The organism is Alishewanella maricola (genome assembly GCF_016343785.1).
GTDB lineage: Bacteria > Pseudomonadota > Gammaproteobacteria > Enterobacterales > Alteromonadaceae > Alishewanella > Alishewanella maricola.
In genome coordinates, this window is sequence record NZ_JAEINI020000014.1 from 41,962 (window position 1) to 62,811 (window position 20,850).

The 20,850-nt window shown below is 46.8% G+C and carries 21 protein-coding genes and 1 other RNA gene; 14 read left to right on the forward strand and 8 right to left on the reverse strand.

Annotated features, from left to right (window positions below; genetic code table 11):
- Positions 1 to 37 precede the first annotated feature (37 nt).
- Entirely contained in the window at positions 38 to 2,881 is a 2,844-nt protein-coding gene (locus JAO78_RS14935; protein WP_226752168.1) for a TonB-dependent receptor, read from the forward strand.
- A gap of 63 nt (positions 2,882 to 2,944) precedes the next feature.
- Here the strand turns inward: JAO78_RS14935 and rnpB are convergent.
- Positions 2,945 to 3,325: RNase P RNA component class A (gene rnpB, locus JAO78_RS14940), an RNA gene on the reverse strand.
- Positions 3,326 to 3,509: 184 nt separating this feature from the next.
- Here rnpB and JAO78_RS14945 point away from each other — a divergent pair.
- Positions 3,510 to 4,583 carry an alpha/beta hydrolase gene (locus tag JAO78_RS14945; RefSeq protein WP_226752169.1) on the forward strand — a complete coding sequence of 358 codons (1,074 nt, stop codon included), beginning with the start codon at positions 3,510 to 3,512 and terminating at the stop codon, positions 4,581 to 4,583.
- A 7-nt stretch (positions 4,584 to 4,590) separates the two neighbouring features.
- On the opposite strand, the gene rsmI is transcribed toward JAO78_RS14945, so the two are convergent.
- Positions 4,591 to 5,442: a 16S rRNA (cytidine(1402)-2'-O)-methyltransferase gene (gene rsmI / locus JAO78_RS14950; protein ID WP_226752170.1), complete on the reverse strand. Its 852-nt coding sequence runs from the start codon at positions 5,440 to 5,442 to the stop codon at positions 4,591 to 4,593.
- A gap of 60 nt (positions 5,443 to 5,502) precedes the next feature.
- Between rsmI and JAO78_RS14955 the strand changes: the two genes are divergently transcribed.
- The 4 genes from JAO78_RS14955 to dolP are packed head-to-tail and all read left to right on the forward strand — an operon-like array spanning position 5,503 to position 8,898.
- Complete coding sequence (locus tag JAO78_RS14955; RefSeq protein WP_226752171.1) at positions 5,503 to 7,380, forward strand: penicillin-binding protein activator; 1,878 nt, start codon at positions 5,503 to 5,505, stop codon at positions 7,378 to 7,380.
- 6 nt (positions 7,381 to 7,386) lie between these two features.
- Positions 7,387 to 7,731, forward strand: coding sequence for a YraN family protein (locus JAO78_RS14960; RefSeq protein WP_226752172.1), 345 nt, complete (start codon positions 7,387 to 7,389; stop codon positions 7,729 to 7,731).
- An 11-nt stretch (positions 7,732 to 7,742) separates the two neighbouring features.
- The gene (locus JAO78_RS14965) at positions 7,743 to 8,330 is read left to right on the forward strand and encodes an SIS domain-containing protein (RefSeq protein ID WP_226752173.1); all 588 of its coding nucleotides are present in this window, start codon (positions 7,743 to 7,745) and stop codon (positions 8,328 to 8,330) included.
- Between the two features lies 1 nt (position 8,331).
- Positions 8,332 to 8,898 carry a division/outer membrane stress-associated lipid-binding lipoprotein gene (gene dolP, locus JAO78_RS14970; RefSeq protein ID WP_226752174.1) on the forward strand — a complete coding sequence of 189 codons (567 nt, stop codon included), beginning with the start codon at positions 8,332 to 8,334 and terminating at the stop codon, positions 8,896 to 8,898.
- Positions 8,899 to 8,960: 62 nt separating this feature from the next.
- On the opposite strand, the gene JAO78_RS14975 is transcribed toward dolP, so the two are convergent.
- Both JAO78_RS14975 and JAO78_RS14980 read right to left on the reverse strand, forming a co-directional pair.
- Complete coding sequence (locus tag JAO78_RS14975; protein ID WP_226752175.1) at positions 8,961 to 9,638, reverse strand: DUF599 domain-containing protein; 678 nt, start codon at positions 9,636 to 9,638, stop codon at positions 8,961 to 8,963.
- Positions 9,639 to 9,738: 100 nt separating this feature from the next.
- Entirely contained in the window at positions 9,739 to 10,191 is a 453-nt protein-coding gene (locus JAO78_RS14980; protein ID WP_226752176.1) for a thioesterase family protein, read from the reverse strand.
- A gap of 142 nt (positions 10,192 to 10,333) precedes the next feature.
- Between JAO78_RS14980 and recQ the strand changes: the two genes are divergently transcribed.
- The 3 genes from recQ (at position 10,334) to JAO78_RS14995 (ending at position 14,082) form a co-directional block, all read left to right on the forward strand.
- On the forward strand, positions 10,334 to 12,133 hold the full coding sequence (recQ, locus tag JAO78_RS14985) for a DNA helicase RecQ (RefSeq protein ID WP_226752189.1): 1,800 nt from the start codon (positions 10,334 to 10,336) through the stop codon (positions 12,131 to 12,133).
- Positions 12,134 to 12,171: 38 nt separating this feature from the next.
- The gene (locus tag JAO78_RS14990; RefSeq protein WP_226752177.1) at positions 12,172 to 13,365 is read left to right on the forward strand and encodes a 7TM-DISM domain-containing protein; all 1,194 of its coding nucleotides are present in this window, start codon (positions 12,172 to 12,174) and stop codon (positions 13,363 to 13,365) included.
- A 111-nt stretch (positions 13,366 to 13,476) separates the two neighbouring features.
- Entirely contained in the window at positions 13,477 to 14,082 is a 606-nt protein-coding gene (locus JAO78_RS14995) for a YkgJ family cysteine cluster protein (RefSeq protein WP_226752178.1), read from the forward strand.
- 49 nt (positions 14,083 to 14,131) lie between these two features.
- On the opposite strand, the gene JAO78_RS15000 is transcribed toward JAO78_RS14995, so the two are convergent.
- Positions 14,132 to 15,151 carry a zinc-binding alcohol dehydrogenase family protein gene (locus JAO78_RS15000; protein ID WP_226752179.1) on the reverse strand — a complete coding sequence of 340 codons (1,020 nt, stop codon included), beginning with the start codon at positions 15,149 to 15,151 and terminating at the stop codon, positions 14,132 to 14,134.
- A 53-nt stretch (positions 15,152 to 15,204) separates the two neighbouring features.
- Entirely contained in the window at positions 15,205 to 16,179 is a 975-nt protein-coding gene (locus tag JAO78_RS15005; protein ID WP_226752180.1) for a DUF4862 family protein, read from the reverse strand.
- Positions 16,180 to 16,338: 159 nt separating this feature from the next.
- Between JAO78_RS15005 and JAO78_RS15010 the strand changes: the two genes are divergently transcribed.
- Positions 16,339 to 17,025: a thiol:disulfide interchange protein DsbA/DsbL gene (locus tag JAO78_RS15010; protein ID WP_226752181.1), complete on the forward strand. Its 687-nt coding sequence runs from the start codon at positions 16,339 to 16,341 to the stop codon at positions 17,023 to 17,025.
- 18 nt (positions 17,026 to 17,043) lie between these two features.
- On the opposite strand, the gene JAO78_RS15015 is transcribed toward JAO78_RS15010, so the two are convergent.
- The gene (locus JAO78_RS15015; protein WP_226752182.1) at positions 17,044 to 17,352 is read right to left on the reverse strand and encodes a hypothetical protein; all 309 of its coding nucleotides are present in this window, start codon (positions 17,350 to 17,352) and stop codon (positions 17,044 to 17,046) included.
- Positions 17,353 to 17,583: 231 nt separating this feature from the next.
- Here JAO78_RS15015 and JAO78_RS15020 point away from each other — a divergent pair, with 231 nt between their 5' ends.
- The 4 genes from JAO78_RS15020 (at position 17,584) to JAO78_RS15035 (ending at position 19,873) form a co-directional block, all read left to right on the forward strand.
- Positions 17,584 to 17,805: a helix-turn-helix domain-containing protein gene (locus JAO78_RS15020; protein WP_226752183.1), complete on the forward strand. Its 222-nt coding sequence runs from the start codon at positions 17,584 to 17,586 to the stop codon at positions 17,803 to 17,805.
- 119 nt (positions 17,806 to 17,924) lie between these two features.
- Entirely contained in the window at positions 17,925 to 18,428 is a 504-nt protein-coding gene (locus tag JAO78_RS15025; RefSeq protein WP_226752184.1) for a hypothetical protein, read from the forward strand.
- A gap of 772 nt (positions 18,429 to 19,200) precedes the next feature.
- Positions 19,201 to 19,656, forward strand: coding sequence for a hypothetical protein (locus JAO78_RS15030; protein WP_226752185.1), 456 nt, complete (start codon positions 19,201 to 19,203; stop codon positions 19,654 to 19,656).
- Positions 19,649 to 19,873, forward strand: a complete 225-nt coding sequence (locus tag JAO78_RS15035) for a helix-turn-helix transcriptional regulator (RefSeq protein ID WP_226752186.1) — start codon at positions 19,649 to 19,651, stop codon at positions 19,871 to 19,873. The genes JAO78_RS15030 and JAO78_RS15035 overlap by 8 nt, the downstream gene beginning before the upstream one ends.
- 594 nt (positions 19,874 to 20,467) lie before the next feature.
- Here the strand turns inward: JAO78_RS15035 and JAO78_RS15040 are convergent.
- Positions 20,468 to 20,800, reverse strand: a complete 333-nt coding sequence (locus JAO78_RS15040) for a hypothetical protein (RefSeq protein ID WP_226752187.1) — start codon at positions 20,798 to 20,800, stop codon at positions 20,468 to 20,470.
- Positions 20,801 to 20,850 lie beyond the last annotated feature (50 nt).

The window sequence follows — 20,850 nt, forward strand, 5'->3', positions numbered from 1 at the left end:
AAAACTATAAAGGGTGTAACATCCAGGAGAGATTGCAATGAAGTTGAACAGGCTTATTCAGTCTATTGCCCTTGCCGGCTTTAGCTCGACGGTCGTCATGGCGCAAGATACTGTAACCCCGGAAGCCGATGATGCAAAAGTTGAACGCATCAGAGTTACCGGCTCGAATATCAAAAGAACCAATATTGAAGGTTCATTACCTCTCACGGTATTCAGTAAGGCAGACATTGATGCTCAAGGCATCACCTCTGCTGAACAATTACTGATGCAACTGAACATTGCCGGTAACTCCTCAGATAACCTCGCCAGTAACGGCGGTATTGTTTCTGAAGAACAACGCGGTAATAACGGTGTTTCAGGAGCGAACTTACGGGGTCAAGGCGCAGATGCCACCCTGGTATTGTTAAACGGGCGCCGCGTTGCCACACACGGCTTAAAAGGCCGCGCAGTGGATTTAAACTCAATCCCCTTTGCTGCCCTAGAGCGCGTTGAAGTGCTTCGGGATGGCGCTTCTGCCATGTACGGTACTGATGCAATTGGCGGTGTCATTAACTTTATTACCAAGAAAGATTACACCGGTGGTGAAGCTTCTGCCTTCATGGATGTGACAGAAGCCGGTGGTGGTAACATTTACCGCACCAACCTATTATTAGGTGCAGGTGATATTAATAAAGATGGTTGGAACCTGTTTGGTACCCTGTCTTTTAAACGTAATACCACTTTAGATGGTTCAGATCGCGATTTCTCGAATACCTTTCAACCCAATCGCGGCTTATCGCCTGATACACGCGGCACCCCTTTTGCTACCGTGTTTAACCGTGGTGCTTCCCAGCCCAACTTAATTGGCACCGGTTTAGTCGATCCACGTGATGGCCAATCAGTCATTGCGGTAAACATTTTAGATTTACCGGGTGCGGCGGGCTGTGAAAGTGGCGGCGATATGATGGGCCCTTACGATCAAAAGTTATGGAGCTCGGAATCTTCACGTTATGCCTGTGCTTGGGACTATCCTGCGGCAGCACGTATTCAACAGCCGCAAGAAAGTACGGACTTTATTAGCCGTGCCTCGTTTAAACTAAACGAGAATCATAGTGCTTATTTAGAATTGGTTGCTTCCAAAGTCGATGTCAGTAAGGCCTTTGAGCCGAACCAAATTTCCCCCGGCTCGACCTTTGGTCCTGCCACTTGGTATCCTAGCACTGGTGCGTCTTACAACACCATTTATAATGCTTTAGCCAATTACTTTGGCGCATCACAGCTAAATTATGGCCAACCCATAGCTTATCGCTGGCGTTGTATGGCCTGTGGTGGTCGTGAAATTGATACTGAAACTAATTCTTATCGTTTGATGGCGGCATTTGAAGGTATTATTCCTGGTATTGAGTGGGACTACACCGCAGGTTTATCACGCGCATCAAGTGAGTCAGAATCTGTCCTTGGCGGTGGTTACCATTACACCGCTGAACTGCAACAAGTATTAGGCAGCGGTTTAATTAACCCCTTCTTATTACCTGGTCAAAGCCAGTCTGCCGCTGGTATCGCAGCATTAGAGGCCGCTTCCGCCACCGGTGTTAAATTGTACGGCGGCGAGTCATTAATGACGCAATTAGATGCCACCATCAGTGGCGGTTTTGGTTTTGACTTACCTGGCGGTGAATTACAAGCGGCGTTCGGTGTCGATTTACGCCGTGAAGAGTTTAAATTTAATGGTGATGAACGCGCTGAGATGCGGCCAATTTTTAACGCGCCATTCGATAATGCCAACGTGTTAGATAAAGTCAGCAGAGATATTCAGGCGGTCTTTGCTGAATTCTATCTACCGATTTTCGATAGTTTAGATGTCAGCTTATCGGGTCGTTATGACAAATATGATGGTTTTGGTAGTACAACTAACCCGAAAGTGAGCTTTACTTGGCGGCCAGTAGAGGGCTTCTTAGTGCGCGGTGCTTATAGCACGGGCTTTAAAGTCCCCACCTTTAACCAGTTGTTTAACGGCGTCACAGAATCGCAATACACCGGTCTTGATTTAGCCGATCCTGCCACCTGTGCTAGCGGTATCGCTAGTGAAACAGTGGCCGGTTGTGCTTCTATTCGCCCGGTAGAGATTTTCGGTGGTAAAGAAGATCTGCAACCTGAAGAATCAGAGCAGAAGAGCATCGGTTTTGTGGCCGCGCCTTATGACAATTTTAACTTCAGTGTCGACTGGTGGGAAATTGAACGTACCGACACGATCCGCTCCGCGCCTCGTGATGTACTGATCGAAAACTATGATCAGTTCCAAGCAAACTGGATCCGTGATAGTAGCGGTCAAGTGATCGCCATCGACCGTCGTTATATCAACTCAGGCGGCACCCTAACCCGTGGTATCGAAGTAGACGCTAATTTAAGCGGCGAGTTTGCCGACGGTAATTGGCGCTTAAATATGAACGGTAGTTATATCGACAGCTTCAAGAGCAAAGGCTTAGATTCGCTACCTTACAGCGATAACTTAGTGGGTGAATACGTTCGTTATTACAACCTGCCGATCAAGTGGAAACATACGCTGAACCTAAGCTATGTGAAAGGCGATTGGAGCCATACGTTAAGCCAGTTATTCCGCGACGGTTACAAGGATGAATTACCGGTTAGCGTGCGTAATGGCAGCTACATTCCAGACGATTGGAACCCAGAAGTCAGCAGCTATACCACCTATAACTATAGTTTGAGCTATAGCGGCTTCGACAATGTCAGCTTTACCTTTGGCATTAAAAACATCTTTGATCGCGATCCACCTTTTACTGCACACCAAAACGACTTTGCAGCCGGTGCAGCATGGGAACCGCGTATTGCCGATCCACGTGGCCGTTCCTTTACCTTACTGCTTGATTACAAGTTTATGTAAGGTGAGTTAACACCCCGCAATAAAAAACCGCACGTTGTTTTAGCAACGTGCGGTTTTCTTTATTAGGGGAGTCGGTCATTAAGCCGGGTTTTGTGCTCTGTTGCCAGAGTAGCAATCATTCCTCTAGGACTTAGGTCACCCTAAGCCTCAAGCAATCTACCCGCCCTCAACGCGGGCCGCGCCATAGAGGGCCTATTTGATCTTGCTCCGGGTGGAGTTTACCGTGCCACGAACTGTTGCCAGTCGCGCGGTGCGCTCTTACCGCACCCTTTCACCCTTACCTGATCTCAGGCTTTCCGAAGAAAGACTGAGCCATCGGCGGTTTGCTCTCTGTTGCACTAGTCGTAGGCTCGCGCCTCCCAGGCGTTACCTGGCACCCTGCCCTTTGGAGCCCGGACTTTCCTCCCCTTGCTTGCGCAAGCAGCGATTGCCTTGACCCACTCCGCTGACCATTATACGCAAAAGCCGCGCCGACAACAGCATATTTGCCTGTTGCAACACAAATGCTCGCATTAAGTGCCATCATTCGATGGCAAAGCCGCCATGGGCAACTATAGTTAACCCGATAACGTCCCCTCAACAGCGACTCCCAGCCTTATTCGCTACCTTAGTTCAATAAGGAGCCAACATGTTTATTATTACCAATCGGCGCGTGAATGTAGGCAAAACCACCGTAAAAACCGCCTTTGGCGACAAACCCGCAGAAGGCCCGAATGAATTACGTTTAGCTGAAGCCAGCCGCGTGAATAGCAAATGGCACATCAATGTCTTTCCGGATCGAGTGAATGCCACAGGACAAGCCGTTAGCGCCAAAAAAGCCCAAGAGCAAGACAGCATGTTTGCCAGTGAATACGTTGCCAAGCAATTGGTCAGTAAACTGAAAACCTACACCCCCTCGCGCCACCTCATGTTGTATGTGCATGGCTTTAATAACGATTTAGCCTCGGTGCTCGATCGCGCAGAACAGCTTGAGCAAAACTATAATTTGGAAGTGGTGATTTTTAGCTGGCCTGCGAATGGTGGCGGTGTACAAGGTGTTTTAAGTTATAAGAGCGACAAACGCGATGCGCTGGCCTCAGTTGGCGCACTTAACCGGGTGCTAGAACGTTTACAAAGTATTGTGCAGCAACTGCATGCCGATTATGTCGAACAATTAGAACAAACTACCGAGGCAAAATTTGGTGATGACGCTGAAAAGTGGGATCGCTATTTTACGGCCGCGGCCGCTGCGCGCTGCCCCTTTACCATTAATTTGATGCTACACAGTATGGGCAATTATCTGTACAAACATTTGTTAAGCTCCAGCGTTTATGCCGGTGATCAGTTAATTTTCGATAATATTGTGATGGTGGCCGCAGATACGAACAACGCGGGGCACGCTAACTGGGTAGATAATATTCAGTGCCGCAATCGTTTGTATATCACGTTGAATGAACATGATAGTGCGCTACGGGCATCGCGCATGAAAATGGGTGAGAAACAAAAAGCGCGTTTAGGGCATTACCTACGCTGCTTAGAATCTAAAACCGCCACCTACATTAATTTTACCGGGCAGGCCCATGTCGGTACTTCGCATGCTTACTTTGAAGGTAAGCCACTGGAGAATTCGCAAGTGCGCAGTTTTTTTCAGTTAGCCTTTAACGGCCAGACTGCCGAAGACAGCCTGACCTTTGACGCAGCACGCAACCTCTACTACTTTTGAGCCGCATTTAATCAGGGCTTTTCAGCCCTAGGGCAAATTGATATAACACATTTTTCTTTTCGTTATGAATTTGCGCAGTTAACGCCGCGGCTTGCTTGAGCGGTAACTCTGCTAACAACAGTTGCAGCGTACGCTGCGCCTCTGCGCTGATCTCTGAAGCCGGCTTTTCGGCTTCGGCGGCAATCATTAACACCATTTCACCTTGGCAGCGCTGTGGTTCTTCGCGCAACCAATGCTGAATTTGCGCGGCGTTGCCATAGGCAAAATGCTCGAAGGTTTTGGTCAGCTCTTTCGCTAACACCAGTTGCCGCTCAGCACCTAGTACTGCAGCAACGTCATCTAAAGTATCTAAAATACGCCGTGCCGTATCGTAACAAATAATGGTGCCAGCATTGGCCGGAACATCGGCTAATTGCTTTTGCCGTTGGCTCGATTTGGCGGCTAAAAAGCCAATAAATTGAAATTTATCGGTCGGTAAACCGGCAGCACACAAGGCGGTAATCAAGGCACAAGGACCTGGAACCGGCACTACGGGTACACCGGCTTCACGGCATAAACGCACTAGGCTGTAACCAGGGTCACTGATCAATGGCGTGCCGGCATCAGAAATTAACGCAACATCTTCACCAGCAAGGCATTTTTCAATAATGCTGGCGGCGCGTTGTTTTTCATTGTGATCATGTAAAGCCAGCAATCGATTGCTGATACCAAGGTGTTGTAATAACTTGCCGCTGTGCCGAGTATCTTCAGCTGCGATACAGCTAACCTGCTGTAAGGTAGCTATCGCCCGCTGGCTAATATCAGCCAGATTGCCTATCGGCGTGGCCACAACATAAAGAGAACCGCTTTGTTTGGTCATATTTCGCTAATTATTTGAGCTTAACGGGTTGTGTCAGTAAGATAACACCACGAAAACTCTATGGTACTGTGCATTGTGAAAACCAGCAAATTTAAGCCGCTATTTATTTTAACCTTGGCCGCCTTAGTCAGCAGCTGTGCGCAAACCATTCCGCAGCAAAGTAGCACGACTGAGCGCGAGCTGATTACCGAGCTAGCCAAAGACGAAACCCCCGAACCGGCAACGCTTTCGGCTGAGCAATTGTTAGCCCAAGCCGCAACTTATCAAGGCGAAGCGCAACAAATTCGCTTATTAAAAGCCGCCGAAGCCGCCTTGTTAGAGCAAAACAGCGCATTGGCCTTAGCCATTACCGATACCTTACGCCAAAGCGACAGTGCGCTGATCCGCCAGCGTAATCAGGTGCTGTTGTTACAAGCTTATCTGCAACATAACGAGCTGGCGTTAGCCGAACAACTGATTGAGCAAACTAACCGCACACAACTCGCGCCGAGCGATCAAGCCGCCTTTTTATGGTCCAGTGCCAAACTGTATCAACAGCAACAGCGCGCTTACGCTGCAGCCCGCAGTTTATTGCAACTAGATGAGATGCTCGGCAACAACCCTACGCTACTAGACAGCTATGCTGAATTACATGAACAGTTATGGCCGCAGCTCAGTGCTTTAAGTCATAGCGAACTCACCAACTTACAAGTGGGTGCAAGCCAGCGCGCGCGCGGTTGGCTCAATTTATTAGAAGTGGTACGCAATAAGCTGGGCAACCCCGAGCAATTAAACAATGCGCTAACCGAATGGCAACAACGTTATCCGCAGTTACCAAGCTTGTCGCAATTACCAAAGGCTTTACAACAGCAATTGGCCCTAACGCCTTATCAACCACAGCGTATCGCCGTATTATTGCCGCTTAGTGGTCAATTTCAGCAACATGCAAAAGCGATTCAATATGGCTTACTGGCCGCTACCAGCGCGGATAACAGCTTACCTCGTGAATTGCTGTTTATTGATAGTCAGCAATCGGTTGCCGACATTCAACAGCAATTAGCAGCGAAACAAATCGACTTTGTGATTGGCCCACTGTTAAAAGATCAGGTAGAACAAGTCAGTAAACAAGCCGATTGGACTTACCCAACCTTGTTTTTAAACAGCCGTGACAGTCAATTACCGGCGCAACCTGACCGTTTTTACTTTGCTTTGAATTTGGAAGATGAAGCGGCGCAAATGGTGCAATTGTTTGCGCAAAAAAATTATAAGCGGCCTGTGATCATCAGCTCACGTAATGTCATTAGTCAGCGTATGCAGCAACACTTTACCCGACAATGGCAAGCTCTGGGCCATGAGGCACCCGAGAGCTACCAATTTGAAGCCAAAGCTGAATTAGAAGCTTTAATTACCCGGTTATTAGAAACAGACAGCAGCCGCGAGCGTATTCGGCTGATCTCCGGTTTAATTCCTGGCAGTGTGGAAAGTGAAGCGCATAGCCGCTTAGATATTGATGCTATTTATTTACTTGCCGATCCGGTGCAAACCAGAATGTTTAAACCTTTTGTCGATGTCTCGGTGATGCAAACCGCGCCAAAGCTGCCTATTTACGCCAGTTCTCGCAGCTACAGCGCCGGCGGTGATGCTAATGATTTACGCGATCTCAACGGCCTCACGTTTACCGAAACGCCTTGGTTGTTAAACGAACAGCACAGTCAAAAGGTTCGGCAGCAATACCTTGAATTATTTAGCGAGCAGGATGAAACCCTGCAGCGATTATTCGCAATGGGCTATGACGCCTATCACATTATTGGCAGCCTAAAGCAACAGCAACAATTACCCAGTTTAAGCCATCCCGGTTTTACTGGCCGACTTACTGTCAACGCCGATGGCAGTATTAGCCGGCAATTAAGCTGGGGCAGTTACCGCAGCAACCGTTTGGTTGCAGTGCAAGAGCCGTAAGCCCGCATGAACGAGCTTGGTCAGCAATATGAAGCCTTGGCGCTGCAATTTTTGCAGCAACAAGGCCTGAGCTTGGTACAACAGAACTTTAGCTGTAAGCTCGGTGAAATTGATTTAATTATGCGCCATGGCCCTTACTGGGTGTTCGTTGAGGTAAAATATCGGTCAAGTACAGCGTTTGGTGGGGCATTAGCCGCCATTACGCCAGCCAAACGACAAAAAGTATTAAAAGCCGTACAGTATTATCAACAGCAGCATCGACTTAGCCAACAGCCTTGTCGCATAGATGTAGTAGCCATTGAAGGGCAAGCGCCCTATCAGTATAACTGGCTGCAAAATGCCTTTAGTTAGCAGGACCCCGGATGCAAGAACATATCAGACACCTGTTTAGTGAAAATATCCAAACCATGATCGCCACCAGCGAAGCGTTAGCTGGCCCTATTGAAAGCGGTGCGCTAATGATAGTGCAAACGCTGATTAATGGCGGTAAGGTGATTTGTTGTGGCGAAGGGGCCAGCGCTAATTTAGCCAGCCATTTTGCCCAACTGTTATTGGATCAATTTGAAACCGAGCGCCCGTGTTTACCGGCTTTTGCTTTACAAGCGGATCACTCTAGCCTGCAACCGGCTAACCAACAAAATCATGATTACTTAGCGAGGCAAGTGAAAGCGCTAGGTCAAGCTGCGGATATTTTAGTGGTGATTTCACTTAATGGTGCAGAACAAAGTCTGATCCGTGCAACCGAAGCGGCACTGACCAACGATATGAAAGTAATTGCCCTCACGGTAGATAACAGCAGTGATTTATCCGGGTTATTAAATCAACAAGATGTTGAATTAAAAGTGCCGGCACACCGTCCGGCACGGGTGATTGAATGTTACACCTTTTTACTACACTGCCTTTGTGAATTGATCGATATGACGCTGTTTCCACAGCAAGGAGAGTTTTAATATGATGAAATTAGCCAGTGTTTTAGCTGCTATTCTATTACTACAAGGTTGTGCTGCAGCCGTGGTAGCCGGAGGCGCAACCGCGGTGACCGCCGCTAATGATCGCCGCACTTTAGGTTCGCAAATTGATGATAACGGTATAGTGCTAAAAGCACGCCGGGCATTAGGTGATAACGACATCACCGCTAAAGGCAGTAATCTGAATGTGACGAGCTACAATGGCGTGATTTTGCTCACCGGCCAAGCCAAAAGCGAGCAAGTTCGCGAGCAAGCACAACGTTTAGTGCAAGATATAGCCAGCGTAAAAATGGTGCATAACCAAATTCGCCTTGGCAACAATACCTCACTGACCACCCGCACCCGCGATAGCTGGATTGGCACTAAAGTAAAAAGTAAGTTGTTAGCCGATGATGATGTTAGTGGTTTAAACATCAAAGTGGTTACCGAAAACGCTGAAGTGTTTTTAATGGGGCTAGTCGGTGGGCCTGAAGCAGATAAAGCGGTTGATATTGCCCGTAATGTCGAAGGTGTGGTTCGGGTTATTAAAGCCTTTGAAAGCCCGCAATAAGCGGAATTAATCACTCGCCACCGCTTATTTATATGATAAGCGATGGCGTTTGCTTTAACCCCTTAGCACTGCTGCAGAGCTTTTAATACCTTAGAATGAAACTCTCGGTGTTTTAAGATCAATACCACCACCACAGTTGCACCCATAAACAAACTGCTATCAATAAACCAGGTCAGCGCCGCTAGCGAAAAATAGATGGCGCGCAAGCCATAGTTAAACGAGTGGTTGGCTTGATCAATCACCTTGGCCGTACGGCTGGTATACAAATCTTGTTCTTCTGTCGCCATCTCGCGTCCATCTGGCGCTGCACCAATTAATACCCCACAAAAACCGTATTGGCGTAATGACCAGGTAAATTGGAAAAAGGCGAACACATAAATCAGTGCTAATAACAAAATCTTAATTTGAATTTGTGTTTCGGTTTGCGCGCTCCACGGGATCAGCCCGCTCAGCATAGTCTTTAAGCGTTCACTCGATGTCAGCACCGTTAGCAAACCGGCCATAATTAACAAACAACTCGAAGCAAAAAAGGTCACGTTGCGCTCAAGGGTAGAAATAAGCCCGACATCCGCCATCTTATTGTCACGCCGTAACATCTGCTGCATCCAATGGTTTCGCTTACGGCGCAGCTCAAATGACAAACAACTCACCACTTTCGCGCGGCGTTTCGCGTAGAGTGTGTAGCCTCCCCAAGCTAAACTAAACCAAACTAAGGCGATAATATCTAATAAGCTCAGCACTTGACGCTCCTTCGTGTTTTAACTTTGTGCATAATATAACGAAAGCACAGTGTGCCTTAAGACTGTTTTATTAAGACTTATGCGTAAACAAACTTTGCAACTACCCCACTAGATAAGTACCGGTACCCAACGCGATATGAATACCCAGCTCGTTATGCAGTTCCATACGACAAACTGCCACTTTATTGCCAGCACGGATCACTCTGGCGCTAGCAATAAAAACGTTGCCACGGCCCGGCCTTAAGTAATCGGTGCGAATATCAATAGTGCTCATTTTACCGAAACGTTCGTGCAACTGCTCTGGCGCAACTTGCTGCACGCGACCTAAGGCACTGGATACGGCCATCAGCCCCCCTGCCACATCCAGTACCGAAGCAATCACGCCGCCATGCAAAATTTGCTGTAACGGGTTGCCAATAAGTTGCTCTGCCCAATTAAAACGTACTTCAGCCACTTCCTCATCAAAGCGTGTTACGGTTAAACCGATAAGTTTATTAAAAGGCATTTCATTGAAAACGCTAGCAATGTAAGGCACCAATTGTTCAGGGGTCATGTAATCGTCTTATTCTTAAAGGTTTTTGTCAGTGTACTGCCTCTGTTGTTCAGTGCAAAGCCCACTGGGGTATAACTTTGCGGCATTTCTGCTTACAATACGCCTCTTTTTGACCGGAGATCTACACCGCGTGCTTGAGCAAATGCTACCCGCCCTAAAACAAACCTTTGGTTATGACACCTGGCGTGAAGGTCAGGCTGAAATTATTGGTGCGGCGATGCAACAACGTGATTGCTTTGTATTACTGCCAACCGGTGGTGGTAAATCACTTTGTTATCAATTACCGGCTCTACACCTACCTAAAGTGACGTTAGTCGTTTCGCCGTTAATGTCTCTGATGAAAGATCAGGTTGATGCGTTAAAAGCCAATGGTATTGCGGCCGAATTTATCAATAGCAGTTTAAGCCGCGACGCCGTGCAAGAGGTCTTTACGCAGCTGTACGACGGCCGTTTGAAATTATTGTATGTCGCCCCCGAACGCTTGTTGCAACCCAATTTCATTGCTCGTTTACAAGAAGTAGGGGTGAGCTTATTTGCTATTGACGAAGCGCACTGTATTTCGCAGTGGGGCCATGATTTCCGCCCTGACTACATGGCTTTAGCCCAATTAAAACAGCGTTTTCCTGATACTCCGGTGATGGCCTTAACCGCTACCGCTGATCCTGGTACTCAGCAAGATATCTTGCAACAACTCGATCTAAACAACCCACTGATTTATCGCGGCAGTTTTGATCGTCCGAATATTCGCTACACGGTACAAGAGAAGTTTCGGCCATTAGAACAGTTGCTGGCTTATCTGAAACAACAAGAAAATAACAGCGGCATTATTTACTGTAGTTCGCGGCGTAAAGTAGATGAGTTAACCGCGCAATTAGCCGAGCGGGGCTTTCGCGTGGCCGCTTATCATGCAGGTTATGACGCAACCCAACGTGACCAGGTACAAGACGCCTTTAAACGTGATGATATCAGCATTATTGTGGCTACCGTGGCCTTTGGCATGGGTGTTAATAAACCGAATATTCGCTTTGTGGTGCATTTTGAACTCCCCCGCACTATTGAAGCTTATTACCAAGAAACGGGGCGCGCAGGACGAGATGGCGTGGCAGCAGAAGCGCTGCTGTTATTTGATCCGGCTGATATCGCCAGAATGAAACGCTGGTTGGAAGCCGAAGATAACCCGCAACGCGCAGAAGTGGCGTGGCAGCGCTTTCAATCAATGGCCGCTTTTGCCGAAGCGCAAACGTGCCGCCGACTGGTGTTATTAAATTACTTTGGCGAAGCGCGACAACAACCCTGTGGCAACTGTGATATTTGCTTAAACCCGCCACAGCAATTTGATGGTACCCAAACCGCGCAACAGGCGTTGTCTTGTGTTTATCGGGTAGGCCAAAACTATGGCCTGCACCATGTGATTGAAGTGCTACGCGGCAGTCAAAATCATAAAATTCAGGAGCTTGGGCACGACAAACTCTCTACCTGGGGCCTCGGTAAACAACTCAGCCATGATTATTGGTTAAGTATTTTTCGACAACTCATTCACTTTGGCTTGTTACAGCAAGATATTACTCAGCATTCGGTATTACGTTTATTGCCCGCGGCACGCCCAGTGCTGCGAGGTGAACACCCACTGCAACTGGCTGTGCCTCGCCTTCAAGCCAGCAGTAAAACGCCGGCGAAGCTTGGCCAACAAAAACATGACAAGGTATTATTTGCCCGCCTGCGAACACTACGCAAAGCCATAGCGGAGCGCGATGACGTGCCACCTTTTGTGGTATTTAGCGACGCAACGTTGATTGATATGTGCCACAAACTACCCACCGATAACGCCGCCATGCTCGCCGTATCAGGCGTCGGCTTTACTAAGCTAAGTCGGTATGGCAAAGATTTTATGACCGAAATTGGGGATTATCTGGCTGATAGCCGTAACCCTCTGCTAGAGTAGTAAGCAAATATCCTATTTTTTAACCTGAGGTTCACAGCTTGTCACCTTTTCTGACCTTAGCCCGCATCGCCTTGTTATGCTTAAGCCTATGTTGCAGCGTTCATGCTGCCGGTACCTTGGATATTATTCAGCAACAACCGCATCGGTTAACCGAGCTACAGTATCAAATCACCGATGTGTCACTGTCGGCCAATGAACTGGTCGCCGACCCCGCGTTATTTCATAACTTTACCGCGCTAACCCCTCAACAAAATACCCTTAGGATCACCGCACAACAAGCCGTTTGGCTGTTAGCCAAAATTAAAAACCCATACCCTGAACCGTGGGATGCGGTGCTGAGCTATCATTTTCTCGCCGTCGATAAAGTCAGTTTTTATAAAGTAGCCACCGACATCCCTAGCGTGCAATTTCTGGGGCGCAGCGGTAGCGCATTTCCATTTAGTGAGCGGCCCTTGCCGCTTTACAGCTTTTCACAACCGCTGCGCTTTGACATTGCAGAGCAAACCAGTGTGTTAATTAAGCTAGAAGATGCCGCCATGATAGGAACCGAATTAAGCATTTCTTCGCTTGCACCGCTGCTCGAAGCAAGCCTGCAGCAGTTACAACAAGACAGTATGATTAATGGCGCCCTGCTGTTACTGGTCTTGCTAGCACTGTGCCGGGGTGTACAGCAACATCAACCGGCACTGTATGCCTTAGCGGGGTTCTATCTGGCCTTTTTATTAGTGCTAATTACGCTTAATGGCCAAGCCTTTAGTCGCTTATGGCCATTACATCCGGAAATGAACGCGGTATTTATTTACATTAGTGTTGGGGCGAGCTTAGCTTGCTTAAGCTTGTTTGCCCGTTTTAGTTTACTTCGACAAAGTTCAGGCTATGGTTTATGGCTGAATAGCGGCAGTTTCTTGCTGGCCTTGTTACTATTGTTTAGCCCGTTATTTGCCTCGGGCCCCATGAAGCTTAAACTCTTGTTTATCTGTATGACCTTAGTGTTAAGTATCACGTTGTTGCAGGCATTATTTATTAGTTTGACCACGCAGGTCCGCTACACGCCACGGTTTTCCTTACTAGCGGTGGCGGCTACCTTGCAGTTATTACTTCTGCAACTTAGTTACATGGCCAACTTCGTGCAGTGGCTTAATACTAGCTTATTGTTTGTTTTGACCATCTCCACTTTTTTATTACTGCATATTCCCAAAGCACGTTTACAGTTTGCCCGTCGTGATCTTTGACTATATTTTCAACTACCTCTTGCAGACAGAGGCCATAGCACCCTAGAATGACGACGCGGCAAATCGCCGTTTCTATCGACTATTCTTTAGTTATTTCGTTCGGAGTCTTAAATGCAACGACTGCGTGAGTTATCGCGTCGTGTTGAGGCTGTGTATGGCGAAATGGCGGACACATTTTCCAGTTATCAGCAAGACAGCGGTTTAAGCTGTCGTAGTAGCTGTGGTGAGTGCTGCACTCAACCCACTATTGAAGCGACCGTGCTAGAAATGTTACCGCTGGCATTACACCTGTTTGATCAGGGTAAAGCCGAGCAAACACTGACACAACTCGAAGAGTTACCAGAAGTTTCTGGTTGCTTTTTTTACCAGCGGCTATCGTTTGATGGCAAGCAAGGGCAATGCACTGTATATCAGCAGCGGCCTAGTATTTGCCGAGTTTTTGGTGCGGCAGGATACCGTGACAAAATGGGCAAAACCTCACTTTCGGTATGTAAAACGATCAAAAGTGATAAAGCAGAAAAGTACCAACAACACCTGATTATGCTGACTGAGCATCCGCCACCGATGATGATGTCAGCCAAAGAGCAGGTAAACGAGCTAGATTATGAATTGGGTAATAAGCATTATCCGATCAATCAAGCCTTGTTTATGGCGCTAGAAAAAGTGCTATTTAAATCCTATTACAGTAGTTTCAGTACTGATTTACAAATAGCCTAATGCCTTAATTCAGACCTGACAAAGCTTTGTGCTGTGTCAGGTCTGACGTTTAAAACCCCGCTAAAACAATCTTACCCATGGCTTTACCGCTTTCTAATAGGGCATGCGCTTTACGTAAGTTAGCCGCGTTGATGGTGCCAAACTGCTGCTGTAATGTGCTTTTGACTTGGCCTTGTTCAATCAGCTTGGCGAGATCGGTTAATATCTGATGTTGTACCTGCATATCGGCAGTAGCAAATAACGATCGGGTAAACATAAACTCCCAATGCAGAGAAATACTTTTTTGCTTCAACGGCATAATATCCAAGCCACCGACCGGATCGTCAATCAATGCCAGCTTACCTTGAGGTGCCAGCGCTTTCACTAACTCTGCATAGTGGGCATCTGTATGGGTTAAACTCGCCACATGGCTGACGGCATCAATACCCAGCGCCAGCAACTGCGCTAACAACGGCTTACTGTGATCAATTACATAGTGCGCGCCCATCTCTCGCACCCAGGCTTGTGTTTCTGCTCTGGAAGCCGTCGCGACAATCGTTACCGTGGTTAATTGACGCGCCAGTTGCAACAATACCGAACCGACACCACCGGCAGCCCCTACCACCAGTAACACCGGTTTCGGATGCTTTAAGCTAGGCGTAGCAATATCTAGGCGGTCAAACAACATTTCCCAGGCCGTTAGCGCCGTTAAGGGTAAAGCTGCCGCTTCTGCATAACTGAGGTTCGCCGGCATTTTGCCGACAATACGTTCATCCACTAGCTGATATTCTGCATTCGAGCCTGATCGCTGCAGCGCTCCGGCGTAATAAACTTTATCGCCCGGCACAAAATGCTGTACTTTTTCGCCAACAGCAACAACCTCACCCGCTGCGTCCCAACCTAAAATTTTATATTCGCCGGCTGGCGGTGTGACACGTTGCCGAATTTTTGTATCTACCGGATTAACCGAGATCGCAGCGATCTTCACCAATACATCATGGCCGCTGGCCACCGGTTGCGGTACTTCAATATCCAATAATGCTGCCGCATCGCTAATTGCTAGTGAGTGTTGATAGCCAATCGCTTTCATATATCCCTCTGCTTTTTATCAAATTGAGTAACTGAAATTCAGTGTGCCAAGCTTCAGCGACAAAGCGCCACCTGCCGTTGCAGCATACCAAGCTGTGCCCGCAAATAATTCAGCCGTAAGGTTAAATCGGCGCTGTGTGGGCGAATGCCTATTTTTAAACCCAGTACTGCTAAATTAACCCCTTGGCAAGCTTGTAAGGTGTCTGCCACTGCTTGCTCAGTTAACCAAGAACCCGGCTCACCAAACGCCACTAAATCATTCGTTTGTGCCGGTTGATGGCTGTCTCGCCAAGCGCCATATTCGGTGGCTTGATCAGAAATACCCGAGAACATCACGCCGGCGAGCAAGCCCTGGGCTTTGGCTGCGGCGATATGCTGTAAGGCGCCGTCGGGCTGCCGTGTTTCTAACACTGAACGGCCCCAGTTAATCACAACGCCTAGCGGTAGCTCTGGCGCTTGGGTGGCATTCAGTTCAGATAACACGCTTAACTCATCGGTTAAACTTAAAAACCCTTTAGACGGCGCATGGCTGTCGATTAAGGCATCACAATGCTCTACCAGCAAACGCGCACCATGCCAATCCCAACTTAACAAGGTTTGCATAGATGTTTTAAACGCCGCAGCAGAACCGGCACAGTTATGCCGTGCTGGCGCGCTATGTAGCATAATGGCGGTCACGGCTTGTCGTTTCAGATGGGTATTCAACTTAGCAATGGCATGATTCGCTTGGCGCATAAAGGCAATCGCGGCCTCACGCCCGGCTTCATCCGTAGATGCCAAGCCAAATGTAGGTAAGGTGGCTAAAGCGTTCATCACGCCAGGAATAGTGGTAAAAACAAAATCCCATTTAGTATCAATATGCTGCAAAAACCACTGATCATCCTGCGCATGCAAGCTGCCTAAAAAAGGGTGCTCTAAGCCACGAACCGATTCTAAGCTTTTTAACTGTTGATAATAAGCAGCTTCAAGTTGGGGATCCCAACCCGATACATTAGGAGAGGCGGCATAAGCCCCTAAATAAAACGACATGGCTTGAAACCTGTGCAAGAAAAAAAACTATCATACCGTGTCTTGTTAAAAAACGGCAGCCCCAGCCTAGCGGTGAAGCCTAGCGATTGTGCTGCTGCGCTAAAGTGATTACACTCGATACACGCATCTGTGGTGTTTATAACCTGATTAGGAATCATTATGACGTTTTTTCGCCGAACCCTACTCCTTAGCTCCGCTTTTTTAATGATCAGCGCCTGTTCACCTGAGCCAAGCAGTAATACTCCGACAACAACCGTGGAACAAGCGGCTCCTGCTGCAGCCAGTCGTGTGTTTACCGAAGGTAGCCACTACACTGTTCTAGCCAACCCGGTACTTGAAGCCGCGCATCAGCGTTACATCACTGAATACTTTTGGTTAGGTTGCCCACATTGTCAAAACTTTGAACCGACCTTACGCAATTATCTGCAAGCCAATCCGGATGTGGTGTTGGTACGCAAGCACCCTGCCCTAGGTGAGCGTTGGGCTTTTGATGCCAGTGTGTTTTATGCTTTGCAACAAAGCGGCAATGAGCAGTTAGTTGAGCCGCTGTTTGAACTGTATCGGCAAACACGGGAACAACAAAACACCATGCCCGATACCAAAGCGATTAATGCGTTTATGGAGCAGCATGGGCTCGATCCAAAGCAATTAACTGAACTGGCGCAATCGCCAGCCGTACGCCAAGCGATGGAGCAAGCCAACCGTGAAATGCTCGATAACCGCATTCAAGGCGTACCCAGTGTGGTGGTTAAAGGTAAGTATCTGGTGAATGGTGATTTACCAGAAGATGTGAAAACCGCTGAAGATTATTATGAGCTGTTAAATTACCTGCAAAACAAACCTTAAACGTACAGCGGGCCAGCCTTAACTCTCTGGCCCGCTTAACGTAAACACCAAATGTTTGCGCATATCTTTAAGCACTACGCCCTTTTTTAACAATAAGCCACTGAGCTTTTTTTGCCACGGCAATAACACTGCCTGCGCCGCATCTAACGCCGCCTGCTCTACAAATTGCAAACGCACTAATAGCGAGCTGGGAAACACGTTATATTCCATGCTAAACCAACATTGTTGCACGCCGGCTAATTGCTGCATGGCTTGCTGTTCCAGCGTGGTGACGACGTCCATGACTAACGCTTGTTGTTTCTTTTGCACACTCGACAGCTTTTTCATGGTTAAACCTAATCCTTTCTGTATATTGAGCCGCGATTCAGCCGCTGCGCCATGCCTATTGCATCTTACAACAGGTTAAGCTACCGATCTTTGCACAAAGTGCATCAGACCGCAAAGACAACTCACAATTCTGAGCTTTGTGGCTGCACATAATCCGATAAAAACCATAAATTTACGTTTATCATAAAATATTTATTGATATACGCAAATAAACAGGCTAAAGTTTGTACTATGAATATACAAATTAATCTCGATATCGAACTGGCTAAAAAGAAAATGTCTCTTACTGAGTTATCGCAGCAGGTGGGTGTGTCTATGACAAATCTGTCGCTGCTAAAAACAGGAAAGGTAAAAGCCATTCGCTTTAGTACGCTGGCGGCCATTTGTCAGGCGCTAAGTTGTCAGCCTGGTGATATTTTGCAATATATAAACAATGATACTGACACGGAGTAAGCGCGGTTAATTGTAAACAGGAGTTACTATGTCAAAGCATGAATTTGTTGCACCCGGTATTGCGGCGTTACTGCTCGCAGTGGCCTTTCCTATCTATTGGCTCGGAGAATTTTGCTGAAATGTATCGAGCAGACTTACTTAGCCTAAGTTGGTCCGATCTGGCCTTTGTATTGATTGGCGCTTTAGAAGTGTATATCTACCTGAGCTTACGGCGCAGTTTTGCTGAACGCCTAACCTCTAGCAGTGCAGCCATTTTATTGCTGATACTGGCGCTGCTGGTTACCTTATTCCACGCCACAGTGCTGGTTGATATCGCACTCACCTTCACCGGCAACTCGCTGTCTGAGCAGGCAATCAACACCCTTGGTGAGTTTACCGTAGTGGTGGCGCTAGGGTTATTATTTGCCTATGCGTTAGTCGGCTTTATACTCAGTATTGTGTTACTGCAAAATCGCACCGGCGCGCCAAGTGTTTTAAAGTACTTCGCGGTGATCCTGCTGGCATGCTGTTTGTTCCAACTATCGATCATTTTCAGTCCTGCCAATATCTTTGTTTTTCCAGTGGCGTTGTTATTACTGGCCTTTTACTTTCTGTCGCCACCGCAGATGCTTGAGGTAGTGTAATTTTCAGCAACTGCCGAAAGCCGAGCCACGGCGGCATGGTGATATTGCAAGATAGTAGCAATGGCCCTTTTCGCCGTTGGCAAGATACTTTCTTTTGCGTCGACAAAAGAAAGTATCCAAAGAAAATGCACCCCCACTTCCGCTCGAAAGCCCAACTGCCGATGCGCTGTCCAAAGCAAAAACGTAACTCGCGCCATGCTTCGTCGCCGCACTCAAACACCCGTTTTCTTAAAACCTTGGCCAACGATGTTCAGTCGGCTCGCTCTAAGGGGAATAAAAGCCAGAGTGGTATTCGTTTAGTTGAATAGCTTGTTTGTCCCATTTGCAGACGTTCACCAACATTCATCTCAATTGGTGCTGTGGGCAGTTTCAGTACGTTACCTCTGAGCACCCTATTTTAAAGGCATTATTGTTCTAACCCAATGACTTGATTGGCAAGCTAATCCAATAGCCGCTGTTCGCGACATCTACATCAAGTCATGCTTGCGAAGGCAATGACCTAACAGCTTGGCACATCAAATAAATTGAGTCTAACAAGACTGAATATAAGTCCTTTAAGACAGGATTCATTTCATTGATTAACCTGTTCTTACAATCTCGTTTCTATGGAATTTTGAGCTAGATTAATCTCTACAAGTCTACTTTAGTAAAAAAAGATTGATACCTTAAGATGTCAAGTAGTAACCTTAAGGTTTCAGATGATAACCTTAAGGTTATAACAGTCGGATAAGTTTCAAATAAATTGCTACCAGAAAAGACAAGGAAAGCTGTTATGCAAGCTCTAAAAACTACTGCTGAATTAGAATACGAATATCTTAAGTGGCATGGATACATTCATTTACTAGCTGGGATTTTAATTTTATCTGTGACATCAGTAAATCTTTTAGGGCTTGTGAATGGAGGCGTTTTGGGGCTCATCATTGTCATTGCTTCAGGAATAATGTTTACCGTAATTTATTTATTAGCATCATGGAAACTACAGGGAAATTTTTCATTTTCGAAGCAAGCATGGAGAGGTACATTTGAAGATGAATTTTTGAATATGGTAAGCCTCAAAGCGTATAAAGTCGGTTATATTGCCGTAATCTTAGCATTTATACCGGGGGTGTTAGGTGTTTATAATTTTGTTCCTCTCTCACGTGAAGATTTAATTACATGTTTTTTGGGAATAAGCGCTGTCGCTTACGGAATTACGATAGCTGTAGGGTTGAGAAAGGACAATGAGTAGAATAGTTTCAAATAACATTGTTGTGCATCGCGCTGAAAAGGGTATTTCTCAACAAAAGCTAGCAGCTGCTATTGGCGTATCTCGAAAAACAATTAGTACCATTGAAACAGGCAGGTTCACGCCTTCTGTTCAGATTGCTCTGTGCATTGCAGAGTATTTCAATACGCCAGTTGAATCCATTTTCAGACTAGAAGAACCTTCTAACAAATCAATTTAAATCAAATAGGTAACGAGCATCACAGTGCTATAGAAAATCCTTTACCGAATCTTCACTCGACATGGGGCGGTAACGGATTGCTGAGTATCGATAAGCTTCGAGGTCAGATACCGAGAGTGCAACCCTGAACGAGTCTATCGGTTTAGCTGCTGAGATCAACGAAGGCTCAAACACCGACCTGCAGAGCCCGAAAGCTAAGAAAAAGTAGCTTCGGGGGTCAGATACCGAGAGTCTGTGGGATCAGTCACTAGCATTAATTTTGCTAACACAGCTTTGCTTTTAAATCCCATTACGTTGCAAGCCGAGCAAGTTTGCACGACCAAGGTTTTAAGACGAGGGGTGTTTGAGTGAGGGGCGGTAGCGCCGAGCGAGTTACCTCGTCGCCTTGGGCGGGCAAAATTGAACGGGCTTTCGCCGCAACGTGGGGAATAAAAAGCCAGAGCGGTATTCGCTTAGCTGAATAGCTTGTTTACGACAATTGCAGATGATGTCTGTTCCAAACCTCAATGACAGCTCAGTATTCCAAAGCATTACTCAACCCCAACAATCTTAAGAGTCAGAGACTAAGCATTCATACACTAAACATTGAACGTCTTAGGCAGGTTGTGTTGGCGTTTTTTTAGCCTGAAGAATTGAGACCGGCTGTTTATCGTATAACGAACAAAAGACCTTCAAGTGTTTAGCTAGAAAACTATGGCTACTCATTTCGGCTTTGTATGTTTCATTATGCTTTTCCGCTAGTGTTTTACCGAACGTATAGCCTAGGCAAACGACAACGATAAAAATAACGACAGTTCTGTATTTTTTAATATCATGCCACATCAGAATAATCGGCATTAACGCGATAGCCCAAACACCGAAAAAAATAAAAAATGCCATCATTAAAATGATGTGCTCTAAAGCAATTTTTTCCATAATTTTTTTCATAATTCAATTCCCTGCATAACACGAACGAAAAGCTTTACGGTTAAAGTAGC

Coding starts and splice junctions, on each gene's coding strand:
- JAO78_RS14955 (WP_226752171.1), top strand. CDS start 5,503: ATGGTACTGTGCATTGTGAAAACCAGCAAATTTAAGCCGCTATTTATT.
- JAO78_RS15015 (WP_226752182.1), bottom strand. CDS start 17,352: ATGAAAAAGCTGTCGAGTGTGCAAAAGAAACAACAAGCGTTAGTCATG.
- JAO78_RS15035 (WP_226752186.1), top strand. CDS start 19,649: ATGAGTAGAATAGTTTCAAATAACATTGTTGTGCATCGCGCTGAAAAG.
- JAO78_RS15040 (WP_226752187.1), bottom strand. CDS start 20,800: ATGAAAAAAATTATGGAAAAAATTGCTTTAGAGCACATCATTTTAATG.
- JAO78_RS15030 (WP_226752185.1), top strand. CDS start 19,201: ATGCAAGCTCTAAAAACTACTGCTGAATTAGAATACGAATATCTTAAG.
- JAO78_RS14965 (WP_226752173.1), top strand. CDS start 7,743: ATGCAAGAACATATCAGACACCTGTTTAGTGAAAATATCCAAACCATG.
- JAO78_RS15020 (WP_226752183.1), top strand. CDS start 17,584: ATGAATATACAAATTAATCTCGATATCGAACTGGCTAAAAAGAAAATG.
- JAO78_RS15010 (WP_226752181.1), top strand. CDS start 16,339: ATGACGTTTTTTCGCCGAACCCTACTCCTTAGCTCCGCTTTTTTAATG.
- recQ (WP_226752189.1), top strand. CDS start 10,334: ATGCTACCCGCCCTAAAACAAACCTTTGGTTATGACACCTGGCGTGAA.
- JAO78_RS14980 (WP_226752176.1), bottom strand. CDS start 10,191: ATGACCCCTGAACAATTGGTGCCTTACATTGCTAGCGTTTTCAATGAA.
- JAO78_RS15005 (WP_226752180.1), bottom strand. CDS start 16,179: ATGTCGTTTTATTTAGGGGCTTATGCCGCCTCTCCTAATGTATCGGGT.
- dolP (WP_226752174.1), top strand. CDS start 8,332: ATGATGAAATTAGCCAGTGTTTTAGCTGCTATTCTATTACTACAAGGT.
- JAO78_RS15025 (WP_226752184.1), top strand. CDS start 17,925: ATGTATCGAGCAGACTTACTTAGCCTAAGTTGGTCCGATCTGGCCTTT.
- rsmI (WP_226752170.1), bottom strand. CDS start 5,442: ATGACCAAACAAAGCGGTTCTCTTTATGTTGTGGCCACGCCGATAGGC.
- JAO78_RS14945 (WP_226752169.1), top strand. CDS start 3,510: ATGTTTATTATTACCAATCGGCGCGTGAATGTAGGCAAAACCACCGTA.
- JAO78_RS14995 (WP_226752178.1), top strand. CDS start 13,477: ATGCAACGACTGCGTGAGTTATCGCGTCGTGTTGAGGCTGTGTATGGC.
- JAO78_RS14935 (WP_226752168.1), top strand. CDS start 38: ATGAAGTTGAACAGGCTTATTCAGTCTATTGCCCTTGCCGGCTTTAGC.
- JAO78_RS14960 (WP_226752172.1), top strand. CDS start 7,387: ATGAACGAGCTTGGTCAGCAATATGAAGCCTTGGCGCTGCAATTTTTG.
- JAO78_RS15000 (WP_226752179.1), bottom strand. CDS start 15,151: ATGAAAGCGATTGGCTATCAACACTCACTAGCAATTAGCGATGCGGCA.